Source organism: Caulobacter sp. GSs2, assembly GCF_058680895.1.
In genome coordinates this window covers 3,410,268-3,423,250 of the sequence record NZ_CM178725.1, presented here as the reverse complement: position 1 = coordinate 3,423,250, position 12,983 = coordinate 3,410,268, and the positions used below count along the sequence as shown (strand labels likewise).

The window sequence follows — 12,983 nt, the reverse complement described above, 5'->3', positions numbered from 1 at the left end:
CCACGACCCTAGGGTCAATGGTGGCGGCAACCTAGCCGTTTATCCGGCAACACCCAAGATCGGGCCAATCTGCCGGGTCGGAGGCAGGCCTACCGGGCGGCGGCCGGGTCCGGACCGCTGGCGCCCGCGCTCAAATCGCGGCACGACTGCCGGCAACGGGAGGGACAAGTCCGTGGCGGTCGAGACCTATGACTACATCATCGTCGGCGCGGGGTCGGCCGGCTGCGTGCTGGCCAACCGGCTGTCGGCCGATCCGCAGCGGCGGGTGCTGGCGCTGGAGGCAGGGGATCGCGACGACTGGATCTGGTTCCACATCCCGGTCGGCTATCTGTTCGCGATCGGCAATCCGCGCTCGGACTGGATGTATCGGACAGAGCCGGTGCCGGGGCTGGACGGCCGCAGCCTGGCCTATCCGCGCGGCAAGGTGATCGGCGGATCGTCGGCGATCAACGCCATGATCTATATGCGCGGCCAGGCGGCCGACTATGACGGCTGGCGCCGGCGGGGTCTGGCCGGCTGGGGGTGGGACGACGTCCTGCCGCTTTTCAAGGCCCAGGAAGACCACATCGCCCCGCCGTCGGAGCATCACCAGTCGGGCGGCGAGTGGCGGGTGGAGCATCCGCGCATGCGCTGGAAGGTGCTGGACGCCTTTGCCAAGGCGGCGGCGCTGGAGGGCATTCCCGTCAGCCCCGATTTCAACGGCGGCGACAATACCGGCTCGGGCTATTTCAACGTCAACCAGCGGGCCGGCCTGCGGTGGAGCGCGGCGCGGGGGTTTCTGAAACCCGTGCTGTCGCGGCCCAATCTGGAGCTGCGCACCGGGGCGCGGGCGGATCGGGTGATCCTCGAAAACGGCCGGGCCCTGGGCGTGGCCTGGACCGAGGGCGGGGAGGCTCGCGAAGCGCGATGTCGCGGCGAGGTGGTGCTGACCGCCGGGGCGGTGAACAGCCCTCACCTGCTGGAGCTGTCGGGTATCGGCGACGGCGCGCGGCTGGCGGCCCTGGGGCTGAGCGTCCACCGCCATCTGCCGGGCGTGGGCGAGAACCTGCAGGACCACCTGCAGATCCGGCCGATCTATCGCGTCAAGGGCGTGGCGACCCTGAACGCCCACTACGCCTCGCTGTGGCGGCGACCCCTGATGGCGCTGGAATATGCGCTGCTGCGGCGCGGGCCGATGTCGATGGCGCCGTCGCACATGGGAGCCTTCGCCAGGACCTCGCCGGACTATGCGACGCCCAATGTGCAGTTCCACGTCCAGCCGCTGTCGCTGGACCGGTTCGGCGAGCCGCTGCACCGCTTTCCGGCCATCACCATCAGCGTCTGCAACCTGCGGCCCTCCAGCCGGGGGAGCATCCATGCGGGCAGTCCTGCTCCGGCCGCCGCGCCGTTGATCCAGCCCAACTATCTGTCGACGGCGGAGGACGAGCGGGTGGCCGTCGACTCCCTGCGCCTGATCCGCCGCATCGTCGCCCAGCCGCCTCTGGCCTGCTTTGGCCCCGACGAGATGAGCCCGGGGCCGGCGGTCGATGACGACGCCGGACTGCTGGCGGCGGCCCGGCAGCTGGGCACGACGATCTTCCACCCGGTGGGGACGGCGAAAATGGGCCTGGCCGCCGATCCAACCGCCGTGGTCGATGCGCGCCTGCGGGTGCTGGGAGTTGCGGGCCTGCGGGTCGCCGACGCCTCGGTGATGCCGGCCATCGTCTCGGGCAACACCAATTCTCCCACGCTGATGATCGCCGAAAAGGCCGCGCGGATGATCCTGGAAGACGCGCGCTAGACGGCTTCGACCTCGACGGCCTCGACAGCCTGGGGCGGGCGCAGCTTGTAGAACCGCAGCTCGCGGCCCAGGTCGTAGAGGCGATACAGGCGGAAGACGTCGGGGCGGGTGGTCCACAGGGCGTCTTCGGCGTCGGTCAGGGCCATGGGCGTGCCGACGCCGCCGGTGGTGGTCTTGACCACGATCAGCCGCTCCTCGCCGGTGGGCTTGAAGCTGAGGATGTCGTGGCCCGCCAGGTCGACGGGCGGCCGGGCCGGGCGGACCTTCTCGGCCAGGTCGGCGCGGCCGTGCTCACGCAGGCGGCGCTGCTCGAAGGCCAGGACGGCGGCGCGGCCGGCTTCGGCCAGCAGGCTGTTGGCGTGGTCGCGGCCGGCGGGGTCGAACTTGGCGATCAGCTGTTCGGCGCGGGGGCTGGGCTGCAGCTGTTCGGGCTCGAAGGCGGGCGGCGGCCCCTCGACCAGATGCAGCGGCTCGCGGGCCGTGAACAGCACCGGCGGGCGCATGGCGGCGGCGATCAGGGTGGGCCGGGTAGACAGCTGGCGGTCGACGGCGTCGATCAGCTGGTCATGCAGTTTCCAGCGCGGGGCGAAGTCCTTCAGGATCGGCACGCCGATCAGGCTGAGGGCGGCCGAAATGTTGCGCTGGCGAAACTCGATGGCTCCGCCGGGACGGCCGGTGACGAATCGCAGGGCGCGCTGGTGGCCGGCGGCCTTGACCTCCTGGCCCGCTAACTGCTTGGCCAGCATGACGAAATAGTCGCCGACCACGAGGTCCAGGTCGGCCTCGGTCCAGTCTCCGGTCTTGTGTGTCTCATCGCTCACGCGGCGACGATGCCTCAGGCGCGGGCGTCGCGCCACAACAGCTTGGCCCTGAGTTAAGGCGCGGGGCGAACCGGCGGCTTGGGCGCCTCGGCGATGGGTTCCTCGTCGGGCTTCAGGCCCGCCGCCTTCAGGGCGCGGGCGATCGAGGTGACCGGCTCGCCGCGCACCACCTGGAAGGTCAGCACCAGGGGCTCGGCGGGGTTGTCGCCGAGATTGGCGAAGCCCCCGGCCCGCTCGCCATTGAGGGCGACCTTGTAGGTGCGGTTGGACAGCACCCGGCACAGCAGGACGAAGGTCTTCTGGTCGTTCAGCAGCCGGGGCGTCTGGATGCATTCGGGCGCCTCGCCGCCCTCCGCGACGCCATAGTTCCAGGCCCGGGGGTTCATCTTCTGGTCGAAGGCGACCTTCACGATCAGCACGCCGGGGGCGATGGTCTCGCCCTGGGCCGGATAGGTGGCCACCACCTTGGGCGGCAGGGTCGGCGGCATCACCGTGACCGGCGAGACGGCGGTCGGCTCCTCACGAACCTGGGCGGTCGCGCCAGAGGCGCTGGCGAGAAGAACGGTCAGGGCGAGGGCGCGGAGGATCATGCCGCGCAGCTTGACCGCCAAGCGCGGCGTTCTCAAGGCGGATGCGCGCCTCCCCGCCGCAGATTGTGCTATAGGCGCCGTCATGACCGATACGCCCGACCTTTCCAACGAAACCCCGATCCAGCGCGCCCTGCGCCTGAAGAAGGCCGCCATCGACGCCAAGCCCAAGCCGCCGCGCGGCGGCAAGTTCCAGCGCGAGCAGGCCGCCGGCGTGCAGGCCGGCAAGTCCAAGCCCTGGATGAGCCGCTAGCCGGTGCGCGTGCTGGGCCGGAGCTCGTCGATCAATGTCCGCAAGGTGCTGTGGACGCTGGACGAGCTGGGCCTGGCCTATCAGCGCGAGGACTGGGGCGCGGGCTTTGCGCCCACTGGCGATCCTGCGTTCCTGGCGCTCAACCCCAATGGCCTGATCCCGGTGCTGGTCGATGACCAGGGGCCGCTGTGGGAGAGCAACACCATCTGCCGCTATCTGGCTCACCGCCACGGCGACGGCGCCCTGCTGCCCGCCGATCCGCGCGGCCGGGCCGGGGTGGAGCAGTGGATGGACTGGCAGGCCACCGAGCTGAACGGCGCCTGGCGCTACGCCTTCCTGGCCTTGGCCCGCAAGGCGCCGGGCTTTGACGATCCGACCAGCATCGCGGCCAGCACGGCGGCGTGGAACGGGGCCATGACCCTTCTGGAGCGCCGGCTGGAGACCACCGGCGCCTATGCGGCCGGCGAGACCTTCACCCTGGCCGACGTGGTGCTGGGCCTGTCGACCCACCGCTGGGCGGCGACGCCGATCGACCACGCCGACCTGCCGGCGGTCCAGGCCTATGAGGCGCGGCTTCGCCAGCGCGCCGCCTTTGGGCCGCATGCGCGCCCCGACGTTCCCTGAACCCCGCACCCCTTCCGCCACGTCGCCCTTCCCCTACCCCGCCACTTACCCCCATGATCGCGACAACGAGAAAAGACGGGGAGACTTGGATGCGGTGGATCCTGCGCGGGATCGGCGGACTGCTGGCGCTTGTGGTGCTGGCGGCCGTCACTCTGATCGTCATCGACCGGGCCAGCCTGCCCCCGGCGCCGGACAAGGCGGCCCTGATCGCGGCGGGCCAGCGCTATGAGGTCCGCATCCGCCGCGACGAATGGGGCGTTCCCCACATCCTGGGCAAGACCGACGCCGACGCCGCCTATGGCCTGGGTTTCGCCCAGAGCGAGGACGACTTTCCCACCCTGCGCGACGTGACCCTGGCCACCCGCGGCGTGCTGGCCCGCACCAACGGCGCCTCGGCCGCGCCGACCGACTATGTGGTCTCGCTGCTGGGCGTCTGGCCGACGGTGGACGCCAACTACAGCAAGCTGCCCGCCGAGTTGCGCGCCGTGCTGCAGGCCTATGCCGACGGCGTCAATCACTATGCCGCCCTGCACCCTGAGGTCGTGACGCCCGGCCTGCTGCCGGTCACCGGCAAGGACATCGCGGCGGGCTTTGTCTTCAAGCAGCCGTTCTTCTACGGCCTGGACGGCGAGCTGAAGAAGCTCACCGCGCCCGATGCGCCGCCGCCCCCGCCCAAGGGCTCCAACGGCCTGGCCATCGCCCCGTCGCGCAACGCCGACGGCGCCACCCGCCTGCTGGTCAATTCGCACCAGCCCTATACCGGCCCGGTGGCCTGGTACGAGGCCGTGGTGCAGAGCGGCCAGGGCTGGCATGTGGCCGGCGGCTTCTTCCCCGGTTCGCCGTTCATGCTGCATGGCCACAACGCCACCCTGGGCTGGGCCAATACGGTCTCCAAGCCCGACCTGGTCGACACCTACCGCCTGACCATCAATCCGCAGGACAAGAACCAGTATCGGCTGGACGGCGCCTGGCGCGACTTCGAGATGTCCACCGCCATCCTGCGCGTCAAGCTGTGGGGCCCCATCGTGCTGCCGGTGCGCAAGGCCGTGCTGCGCTCGGTGCACGGCCCGGTGCTGGAGACCAAGGCCGGCGTCTTCGCCATCCGCTATGCCGGCATGGGCGAGTACCGCCAGCCGGTGCAGTACTGGAAGCTGGGCAAGGCGACCAACCTGACCGAATGGCGCGCGGCCATCGCCACCCACGCCCTGCCCAGTCTCAACTATGTGTATGGCGACGCGGCCGGAAACATCGGCTTCGTGCACAACGGCCAGTATCCCAACCGCACGGCGCAGGCCGACTGGGCCAATATGCTGCCCGGCGACCGCTCCGACCTGATCTGGCAGGGCTATCGCCCGGTGGAGCAGAGCCCGCAGCTGTGGAATCCCGAGTCGGGCTTCGTCTTCAACTCCAACAACAGCCCGTTCGAGGCCAGCGCCCCGGCCGATAATCTCAAGCCCGCCGACTTCCCCGCCGCGATGGGCCTGCAGACCAACATGACCAACCGCGCCCTGCGGGTGCAGGAGACGGTCGGGGTCGATCCGGCGATCACCGACGAGAGCTTCCGTCGCTACAAGTACGACCTGACCTACAGCCAGCGCTCCAGCGTGGCGGAGATGATCGCCAAGGTCACCGCCGTCGATCCCAAGGACGACAAGGACCTGGCCGCCGCCCAGGCCATACTGAAAGGCTGGGACCGCCGCACCGACGCCAAGAATCGCGGCGCGGCCCTGGCGGCGCTGATGAGCCAGCCGATCCTGTTCGCCCGCACCAGCGGCGAGGCCGAGCCCGACCCGATGGACACCCTGAAGACGGCCATCACCACCCTGAAGACCCATTTCGGCCGGCTCGACCCCGAATGGGGCCAGGTCAACCGCATCCGCCGCGGCAAGGTTGATCTGCCCATCGACGGCGCCGCCGACACCTATCGCTCGGTGTGGGGCATCCCGCAGAAGGACGGCACCACCACCGCCGACGGCGGCGACACCTACATCATGTTCGTGACCTGGGACCGCAATGGGAAACTGTCGTCCGACAGCATCCACCAGTTTGGCTCGGCGACTTTGGATGCGGGGTCAAAGCACTATGCGGACCAGACGCCGCTGTTCGTGGCGATGAAGACTAGGCCGGTGCTGTTCACCGAGGCGCAGCTGAAGGGGAATGTGCGGGAGGACTACCGGCCGGGGGGAAGGTAGGCTCCGTAGCGGACGGTTTGAAGGTCAGCTTAGGGTGGTTTGCGGACGCTCTGATCGAAACCCTCTCTCTTTGAGAGAGGGCGGGGCCCGCCGCCGTAGGCGGTGGGAGGGTGAGAGGTTTCGCCGTTGGCCGGAAAATCTCGATTCCTGTCGTTGAGCGCCCTGACGCTTCAGATCATGCTCTCGACATGGACAAGACCGCCATTGCCCGTCGCCTCCGCCGCAACCAGACCCTGGCCGAGAAGACGCTATGGACCCTCGTTCGCAATCGCCGACTGGGCGGGTTCAGGTTCCTGCGGCAGGTCGCTATAGACCGCTACTTCGCCGACTTCGTCTGCGAGGCGGGCAAGCTGATCGTGGAGCTAGACGGCGAGGCCCATGAAGGCCGCGAGGACTATGATGAACAGCGCACCCAGGCGCTGGAACTCTACGGCTATGTTGTGATGAGGTTTCCCAACGCGCGGGTGCTGACCGACCCTGGCGGCGTATCAGATGACATCCTGGCGGTGCTTCGTTCGGACAGGGTGTAACCTCTCACCCTCCCACCGCTGCGCGGCGGGCCCCGCCCTCTCTCAAAGAGAGAGGGTTGATTGAGCCCGGCTTGGGTCGAAAGCGGTCCCCGGCTCATTGCCAGCAAGCGGACGCCCCGCGTCCCGCTCATCCTTAAATCTCCTGGAGGCTGCAGCGTGCCGGTCTGTCCAGGTTGGTCAAGGCCCGCCTTCGGCGGCCGCGTCGCGGCGGCCCGCAGGGCCGGCCTTGAGCAACCTGGACAGACCGGCGATCGTCTCGCCGTGAGATTTAAGGGTGGCTCCCTTCGGCGCGAAGGGGGGCGGTGCTTTCCAATAAATCACCGTCATTCCCGCCCTTGTGGCGGGAACCCCTGTTTCAGCTGACCCGTGAAGCGCCAGCGAAGTGCGCGCGCACTTCGCCCCTACCGCACCTGCGGCGGACAGAGGGGTTCCCGCCACAAGGGCGGGAATGACGGTCGATTATGGGGATTGGCCGTACTTTATCCCCGCACCCCCCAGATCAAACCTGAGCGAATTCAACCGCTTGTAAAAAACCTGATCGCACCCATCAGACGCGCTGAAACCGGCCGCATAATCATCCCACCTCGTCGCGAGGAAAGGGCGCAAGGCCAGCGACCATTGCGGCGGCGGGGGGTGATCGAGCGGGACTGGGCTTCAGGGGGATACTGAAGCGCGTCCGGGGATCCTGGCGTTGCAGGACCCGCCCGCCGTCGGCGTGGATGGGGATCAAGGCGAGTGTTGGTCAGAATTGGCCCCACGCCCCCCGACCTTCGTTCTGCCGGGGAAACCCGACAGGCGAGTTCCGGTAAGGCCCCAACTGGGCCACCCGCTGGGACGCTGACGGATAACGACCACGCGGAGCGCTCGGCTTCGTCGAAACGGTATTCTCTATTTCTCATCCGGACGTGGTCCGGACGCTCCGCGACCCTTTCCATCAACTCGGCGGTTTCCGCGCGAGGGCGCCAGGGCGTGTCCGCCGAGGCCTTGCCAGCAACGCCCGTCTGGCGTTCAGCTACGGTTCAGCCGCACGGCCTAGCCTGGCGGCCTAAAGTTCAAAGCGTGGGGAAACCGCAATGCACAAGACCATCAGCCTGATCGCCTTTGGCGTCGCCTCCTGCATCGGCGCGGCCGCCCAGGCCCAGGCGCCCAGCTGGAACGGCCCTTACCAGGAACCGCCGCGCGGTTCCTATGTGCAGAGCTGCCGCGAGATCACGACCTTCAGTGGCAACGTCTATGCGCGCTGCCAGACGAAGGACGGCCGCTGGACCTGGACCGGCGCCCATCTGCGCGACTGCAACAGCCAGGGCCTGGCCAATGCCGGCGACGGCCGGCTGATCTGCCAGAGCCTGGTGGGCGGCGGTGGTGGCGGTGGTGGCGGCGGCTTCCCCGGCGGCGGCGGCGGACGCCCGGGCGGTGGCGGCTCCCCCTATCGCGCCGACGCGGTGCTGTTCGAACACGCCGGCTATGAGGGCGCCGCCTATGAGGTGCGCGGCGACATGCCCGACCTGACGGCCATCAAGTTCAACGACGTCGCCTCGTCGATCAAGGTGATGCGCGGCGAATGGGAGCTCTGCGAGCATACCAACTATCAGGGCCGCTGCTGGATCCTGACGCGCGATGAAGGCCTGTTTGATCGCAACCTGAACGACCGCGTCAGCTCGATCCGGCGGGTGCGCTAAAGGCCCGCAGTCGGCCGCGCCGCTCTTGATGGGCGGCGCGCGCCATGGCTAAGGTCCCGCGCCATTTTACGGAGCTTCACCATGCGCAAGATCGTCGTCCTGGCCGCCGCGGCGGCCGCCCTGCTGGTTTCGGCCTGCAACACCATCGAAGGCGTGGGCAAGGACGTCTCGGCCGCCGGCCGCGCGGTCACCGACACCGCGCGCGACGTCAAGAAGTAGCCGCGTCAGGCGTCTTCCTGACGGGACGTCTCGATGGCGATGGCCTGTTTTTCGTGCGGCGCGATCTCCTGATCGGTCGCCCTGCGCGCCGCCTGTTCGGCGCGGGAGGCGGCGGGCGGGTGATCGTTCTGCGGCGGCGCGGGAGGGACATCTTGCGGCATGTCGGTTTGACTCCGTTTCAAGCACGCCGTGGAAACGTGCAGCCATCGCTTGGGTTGCCGCCGGACGCTCGCAAACCTCCGACCACTGACCAAGGGTCTGAACAGTCAAAATACCGATCTCGTCAATTTTGTTCAGATCGTGTTATGAACTGGACCATATCGATACTTGATAGTGTCGATATTCAGCCCCAATTAACTAAGCGATGCGTCGCTAGGTCACTCTTTAAACTCACGCGCTGGGGGCGCATATTGCGGACATGTCGAGCACACCCGCCCCAAGCTTCCTGACCGGCCTCAAGCGAGGCCTCCTGCATCGCTGCCCCAACTGCGGCGACGGGCGTCTGTATATGCGCTATCTGAAGGTTGATCCCGAGTGCGAGGTCTGTGGCCACGACCTGGCCGACTATCCCGCCGATGACGGCCCGGCCTATTTCACCATCCTGATCATCGGCCACCTGTTCGTGGCCCCGCTGCTGCTGTTTCCGTTCATCTGGAAGGCCCCGGTGGGGCTGGTCCTGCCGCTGACGGTGCTGCCGCTGGCCGCCCTGACCCTGGTGCTGTTGCCGCGGGTCAAGGGCGCGGTGATCGGCGCGCTGTGGGCCATCAAGCTGCGCAAGGCCCAGGACGCGCCGGGCGACTGAGCGCGACCTTCACCGGAACCGACAAGCGGCGCCATACATTCTCCCTCCGACACGGTGACCCGGCGCTGAAGCCGACGGTCGCGGTGTCGGGAGAACGGACATGCTCGGCACGATCCTCATCATCATCCTGATCCTGGCCCTGATCGGCGCCCTGCCGACCTGGGGCCACAGCAAGTCGTGGGGCTATTTCCCCAGCGGCGGCCTGGGCCTGGTCCTGGTGATCCTGATCATCCTGGTCCTGCTGGGACGCCTCTAGAGCCATCGCCGGACGCCGCCGAACAGCGGTTGGCGTCCGGCTTTGCCTTCGCCTAAGGTCCCCGCGACACTAGGGGGAATCTGGGCATGACGACGCAAGCCGCCGGGACACCGATGAGTCCCATGACCCGGGCTCGCGCTATCCTGGGCGGCTCGGCGGGCAATCTGGTCGAGTGGTACGACTGGTTCGCCTACGCCGCCTTCTCGATCTATTTCGCCAAGGTGTTTTTCCCGGACGGCGACCAGACCGCCCAGTTCATGAAGACCGCCGCCGTGTTCGCCGTGGGCTTTCTGGCCCGTCCGGTCGGGGCCTGGCTGATGGGCCTGTATGCCGATCGCGCCGGCCGCCGCGCCGCCCTGACCCTGGCCGTGGGCCTGATGAGCCTGGGCTCGCTGATCATCGCCATCACCCCCGGCTTCGACCAGATCGGCGCCGCCGCTCCGGCCATACTGCTGGCCGCCCGCGTGCTGCAGGGCCTGTCGGTCGGCGGCGAATACGGCGCCAGCGCCACCTATATGAGCGAGATGGCCGGCAAGAAGCGCCGCGGCTTCTGGTCCAGCTTCCAGTATGTGACCCTGATCATGGGCCAGCTGGTTGCGGCCCTGGTGCTGGTGATCCTGCAAAACACGCTGGAGCCTGCGGAACTTTCGGCCTGGGGCTGGCGCATCCCGTTCTTCATCGGCGCCGCCCTGGCGGTGGTCGTGTTCTGGATCCGCAGCGGGCTGGAGGAGTCGCAGTCCTACACCAACGCCAAGGCTGCCGGCGCGCCCAAGGCCAACACCCTGGCGATGTTCACCGAGCATCCCCGCGAGGCCCTTGCGATCATCGGCCTGACCGCCGCCGGCTCGCTCGCCTTCTATGCCTACACGACCTACATGCTGAAGTTCCTGACCAATACGACGGGCTTCTCCAAGGAGGTGGCCGGGGCCGTGAACCTGGCCACCCTGGTGGGCTTCATGCTGATCCAGCCGTTGTTTGGCTGGATGTCCGACAGGCTGGGCCGACGGCGCATGCTGGTCTTTGCCTTCTCGGTCGGCGCGGTGATCGCCTGGCCGATCTTCACCCTGGTGGCCGGCGCGACCGACCCGGTGGTGGCCTTCCTGCTGATCTTCGCCGCCCTGGTGGTGCAGTCGGCCTATACGTCGATCAGCGCCGTGGTGAAGGCTGAGCTGTTCCCAACCCATGTCCGCGCCCTGGGCGTGGCCCTGCCCTACGCCCTCGGCAATGCGGTGTTCGGCGGCACGGCCGAGTTCGTCGCCCTGTGGTTCAAGAGCATCGGCATGGAGAGCGGCTTTTACATCTATCTGGCCGGCATGATGGCCATGGGCGCGCTGATCGCCCTGGCCCTCCGCGACAGCGGCAAGCACAGCCGAATTCTTGAGGACTGAGTTCTTTCGTCGAATCCGCTCCAGCCATAGACTCCCGTCATGCCGATCATCGACATCGCCGCCCTCGCCCTCTTCATGTTCGCCTGGCTGTTCTATGAGCCGCTGCTCAAGCGGCTGGGCGAAGGCGGCAACCTGATCAATACCGACATGACGGTCATCCGGCGGCGCTGGATGCAGGAGATGGCGGTGCGCGAGATCGCCCTGCTGGATGGCCAGCTGCTGGGCCACGCCATCAACTCGGCCAGCTTTTTCGCCTCGTCCAACCTGATCCTGATCGCGGCTGCGGCGGGGGTGCTGTTTGGCGGCGACACGGCGCTGAAGGGCATTGAAGGCCTGGCCGTTCTGGCCCCGGCCACCCAGACCCTGTTCGAGCTCAAGCTGGGTCTGGTGCTGTTTGCCCTGGCGCGCGGCCTGCTCGACTTCATCTGGGCCATTCGTCAGATGAACTACTGCCTGGCCGCTATCGGGGCCACGCCGATGTGGGCCTCGCCCTCCACCCTGGCGGAATATGCCGAGGCCACGGGAGGCATCCTGAACCCGGCCCTGTCGGCCTTCAACGCCGGGGTGCGCGGCTACTATTTCGCCCTGGCCGGCGCCGCCTGGTTGCTGGGACCCTACGCCTTCATCGCCGCCACCCTGGGCGCCCTGGCCCTGTTGCTCTGGCGTCAGCGCCGCAGCCGGGCCTCATCGGCGGTGCGCAAGGTCAGACAGATCCTGGAACGTCAGCCGGTGGTGCACGGTCCACATCTGAAGCACGCCGAGAAAGACCCGCCGGTCGATACGATCTAGGCTAGGCCCAGTTCGGCCCGGACCTTTTTCGTCAGCCTGGCCGCGACCAGACCATGGGCGGATTTCAGCCAATCGGCGACCTCCGCGTCATCCAGCGCGCCAAGGTCGTGGAACTTCACCCATTTGGCGCGGGCCAGATACGGGGCGGGGATCGCCCGACCGGTCTCGATCAGAACCTCGAAGGCAACGTCGGAGACCTTGAACGACACGCCGCCCTGCGCGACCGCGTCGCCGATCACCGCAAACATCTTGCCGCCGACCTTGTAGACCTGATCGGAGCCCCAGGGCCGGTCCATGGTCACGGCCGGCAGGGCTCGACAGGCGTGGTCGAAATCCTCAGGGCTCAAGCCTCGACGCCCACACCGATCGGGCAGGTCACGCCGGTGCCGCCGATGCCGCAATAGCCGCCCGGGTTCTTGGCCAGGTACTGCTGGTGATAGTCCTCGGCGAAATAGAACGGCCCGGCGGCGGCGATCTCGGTGGTGATCGCCCCAAGACCCTTGCCGGCCAGGGCCTGGCCATAGGTTTCCTTCGACGCGGCGGCCGCAGCGGCCTGACTGTCGCTGGTGACATAGATGCCCGAGCGATACTGGGTGCCGATGTCATTGCCCTGGCGCATGCCCTGGGTGGGATCGTGGTTTTCCCAGAAGGTCTTGAGCAGGGTCTCGTAGCTGACCGCCTTGGGATCAAACACCACCAGCACCACCTCGGTATGACCGGTGCCGCCGCTGCAGACCTCCTGATAGGTCGGGTTGGGCGTCACGCCTGCCGCGTAACCGGCGGCGGTGACATGGACGCCAGGGACCTTCCAGAAGATCCGCTCCACGCCCCAGAAACAGCCCATGGCGAACACGGCGGTCTCCATGCCGTCGGGATAGGGCCCCTTCAGCGCATGGCCGTTGATGAAATGGGTCTGCGCGGTCGGGATCGCCGCCTCGCGGCCCGGCAGGGCGCTGTCGACGGTCGGCAGATCCAGGGACTTCTTGGCGAACAGCATGGCGTGGCCTCGGCGGGAAAGGGTCTCAGCCGATATATGTGCTCCCGCCGCACATTTCATCCCTCA

General features: G+C 67.9%; 16 protein-coding genes. 11 read left to right on the top strand and 5 right to left on the bottom strand.

The window, feature by feature from the left end:
• Window positions 1-172: 172 nt before the first annotated feature.
• Window positions 173-1,780: a GMC family oxidoreductase gene (locus ACW17Z_RS16570; RefSeq protein WP_492056814.1), complete on the top strand. Its 1,608-nt coding sequence runs from the start codon at window positions 173-175 to the stop codon at window positions 1,778-1,780.
• Here ACW17Z_RS16570 and ACW17Z_RS16565 read toward each other — a convergent pair.
• Complete coding sequence (locus tag ACW17Z_RS16565; protein ID WP_492056813.1) at window positions 1,777-2,601, bottom strand: protein NO VEIN domain-containing protein; 825 nt, start codon at window positions 2,599-2,601, stop codon at window positions 1,777-1,779. The genes ACW17Z_RS16570 and ACW17Z_RS16565 overlap by 4 nt on opposite strands.
• Window positions 2,602-2,654: 53 nt before the next feature.
• Window positions 2,655-3,227, bottom strand: coding sequence for a hypothetical protein (locus ACW17Z_RS16560; protein ID WP_492056812.1), 573 nt, complete (start codon window positions 3,225-3,227; stop codon window positions 2,655-2,657).
• A gap of 46 nt (window positions 3,228-3,273) precedes the next feature.
• On the opposite strand from ACW17Z_RS16560, the gene ACW17Z_RS16555 reads away from it, so the two are divergent.
• The 6 genes from ACW17Z_RS16555 to ACW17Z_RS16530 all read left to right on the top strand — a co-directional run bounded on the left by ACW17Z_RS16555 (window position 3,274) and on the right by ACW17Z_RS16530 (window position 8,685).
• Window positions 3,274-3,441, top strand: coding sequence for a hypothetical protein (locus ACW17Z_RS16555; protein ID WP_419255815.1), 168 nt, complete (start codon window positions 3,274-3,276; stop codon window positions 3,439-3,441).
• Between the two features lie 3 nt (window positions 3,442-3,444).
• Window positions 3,445-4,065 (top strand): glutathione S-transferase family protein, encoded by a 621-nt coding sequence (locus ACW17Z_RS16550; RefSeq protein WP_492056810.1) that lies wholly within the window; start codon window positions 3,445-3,447, stop codon window positions 4,063-4,065.
• Window positions 4,066-4,154: 89 nt separating this feature from the next.
• Window positions 4,155-6,257, top strand: a complete 2,103-nt coding sequence (locus ACW17Z_RS16545; RefSeq protein ID WP_492056809.1) for an acylase — start codon at window positions 4,155-4,157, stop codon at window positions 6,255-6,257.
• A gap of 188 nt (window positions 6,258-6,445) precedes the next feature.
• Window positions 6,446-6,787 (top strand): endonuclease domain-containing protein, encoded by a 342-nt coding sequence (locus tag ACW17Z_RS16540; RefSeq protein ID WP_419317709.1) that lies wholly within the window; start codon window positions 6,446-6,448, stop codon window positions 6,785-6,787.
• A 1,073-nt stretch (window positions 6,788-7,860) separates the two neighbouring features.
• A complete protein-coding gene (locus tag ACW17Z_RS16535; protein WP_492056808.1) occupies window positions 7,861-8,466 on the top strand; it encodes a beta/gamma-crystallin in 606 nt (201 codons plus the stop codon).
• Between the two features lie 81 nt (window positions 8,467-8,547).
• On the top strand, window positions 8,548-8,685 hold the full coding sequence (locus ACW17Z_RS16530) for an entericidin A/B family lipoprotein (protein WP_492056807.1): 138 nt from the start codon (window positions 8,548-8,550) through the stop codon (window positions 8,683-8,685).
• 5 nt (window positions 8,686-8,690) lie between these two features.
• Here the strand turns inward: ACW17Z_RS16530 and ACW17Z_RS16525 are convergent, their stop codons facing one another.
• Window positions 8,691-8,846 carry a hypothetical protein gene (locus ACW17Z_RS16525; protein WP_419320659.1) on the bottom strand — a complete coding sequence of 52 codons (156 nt, stop codon included), beginning with the start codon at window positions 8,844-8,846 and terminating at the stop codon, window positions 8,691-8,693.
• 257 nt (window positions 8,847-9,103) lie between these two features.
• Between ACW17Z_RS16525 and ACW17Z_RS16520 the strand changes: the two genes are divergently transcribed.
• The 4 genes from ACW17Z_RS16520 (at window position 9,104) to ACW17Z_RS16505 (ending at window position 11,920) form a co-directional block, all read left to right on the top strand.
• Window positions 9,104-9,487 carry a DUF983 domain-containing protein gene (locus tag ACW17Z_RS16520; protein ID WP_419320657.1) on the top strand — a complete coding sequence of 128 codons (384 nt, stop codon included), beginning with the start codon at window positions 9,104-9,106 and terminating at the stop codon, window positions 9,485-9,487.
• Between the two features lie 100 nt (window positions 9,488-9,587).
• Window positions 9,588-9,743, top strand: coding sequence for a DUF3309 family protein (locus ACW17Z_RS16515; protein WP_492056806.1), 156 nt, complete (start codon window positions 9,588-9,590; stop codon window positions 9,741-9,743).
• 86 nt (window positions 9,744-9,829) lie between these two features.
• Entirely contained in the window at window positions 9,830-11,131 is a 1,302-nt protein-coding gene (locus tag ACW17Z_RS16510) for an MFS transporter (protein WP_492056805.1), read from the top strand.
• A gap of 39 nt (window positions 11,132-11,170) precedes the next feature.
• Entirely contained in the window at window positions 11,171-11,920 is a 750-nt protein-coding gene (locus ACW17Z_RS16505) for a DUF599 domain-containing protein (RefSeq protein ID WP_492056804.1), read from the top strand.
• On the opposite strand, the gene ACW17Z_RS16500 is transcribed toward ACW17Z_RS16505, so the two are convergent.
• Both ACW17Z_RS16500 and msrA read right to left on the bottom strand, forming a co-directional pair.
• Window positions 11,917-12,267, bottom strand: a complete 351-nt coding sequence (locus tag ACW17Z_RS16500) for an MmcQ/YjbR family DNA-binding protein (protein WP_492056803.1) — start codon at window positions 12,265-12,267, stop codon at window positions 11,917-11,919. The two genes, ACW17Z_RS16505 and ACW17Z_RS16500, sit on opposite strands and share 4 nt — an antisense overlap.
• Window positions 12,264-12,917: a peptide-methionine (S)-S-oxide reductase MsrA gene (gene msrA / locus ACW17Z_RS16495; protein WP_419320648.1), complete on the bottom strand. Its 654-nt coding sequence runs from the start codon at window positions 12,915-12,917 to the stop codon at window positions 12,264-12,266. The genes ACW17Z_RS16500 and msrA overlap by 4 nt, the downstream gene beginning before the upstream one ends.
• Window positions 12,918-12,983 lie beyond the last annotated feature (66 nt).

Excerpts from the sequence above, each read along its gene's own strand:
- ACW17Z_RS16510 (WP_492056805.1), top strand. The coding sequence starts at position 9,830 with ATGACGACGCAAGCCGCCGGGACACCGATGAGTCCCATGACCCGGGCT.
- ACW17Z_RS16535 (WP_492056808.1), top strand. The coding sequence starts at position 7,861 with ATGCACAAGACCATCAGCCTGATCGCCTTTGGCGTCGCCTCCTGCATC.
- msrA (WP_419320648.1), bottom strand. The coding sequence starts at position 12,917 with ATGCTGTTCGCCAAGAAGTCCCTGGATCTGCCGACCGTCGACAGCGCC.
- ACW17Z_RS16530 (WP_492056807.1), top strand. The coding sequence starts at position 8,548 with ATGCGCAAGATCGTCGTCCTGGCCGCCGCGGCGGCCGCCCTGCTGGTT.
- ACW17Z_RS16540 (WP_419317709.1), top strand. The coding sequence starts at position 6,446 with ATGGACAAGACCGCCATTGCCCGTCGCCTCCGCCGCAACCAGACCCTG.
- ACW17Z_RS16515 (WP_492056806.1), top strand. The coding sequence starts at position 9,588 with ATGCTCGGCACGATCCTCATCATCATCCTGATCCTGGCCCTGATCGGC.
- ACW17Z_RS16555 (WP_419255815.1), top strand. The coding sequence starts at position 3,274 with ATGACCGATACGCCCGACCTTTCCAACGAAACCCCGATCCAGCGCGCC.
- ACW17Z_RS16545 (WP_492056809.1), top strand. The coding sequence starts at position 4,155 with ATGCGGTGGATCCTGCGCGGGATCGGCGGACTGCTGGCGCTTGTGGTG.
- ACW17Z_RS16520 (WP_419320657.1), top strand. The coding sequence starts at position 9,104 with ATGTCGAGCACACCCGCCCCAAGCTTCCTGACCGGCCTCAAGCGAGGC.
- ACW17Z_RS16505 (WP_492056804.1), top strand. The coding sequence starts at position 11,171 with ATGCCGATCATCGACATCGCCGCCCTCGCCCTCTTCATGTTCGCCTGG.
- ACW17Z_RS16525 (WP_419320659.1), bottom strand. The coding sequence starts at position 8,846 with ATGCCGCAAGATGTCCCTCCCGCGCCGCCGCAGAACGATCACCCGCCC.